Consider the following 241-nt stretch of genomic DNA (forward strand, 5'->3'; position numbering starts at 1 on the left):
AAATCGACCGGCGCCTGATCGGCGACCGCATCATCCGCATCAAGAAAGAGCTGGAGGACGTGCGCCGCACCCGCGGTCTGCACCGCCGCGCCCGCGCCAAGGTGCCTTATCCGGTGGTGGCGCTGGTGGGCTACACCAACGCCGGCAAATCCACCTTGTTCAACCGGCTGGCCGGGGCGGACGTCTTCGCCAAGGACCTGCTGTTCGCCACCCTTGATCCGACCATGCGGCAAGTGACGCT

At 66.4% G+C, this 241-nt stretch carries 1 protein-coding gene; it reads left to right on the forward strand.

The genetic code is table 11. The annotated features are described in order from the left end of the window. Window positions 1–241 (forward strand): GTPase (locus L6Q67_RS24225; RefSeq protein WP_296576277.1); only part of this gene is annotated, 241 nt, incomplete at both ends.

It is taken from the genome of Zoogloea sp. (assembly GCF_023150065.1).
Taxonomy (GTDB): Bacteria; Pseudomonadota; Gammaproteobacteria; order Burkholderiales; family Rhodocyclaceae; genus Zoogloea.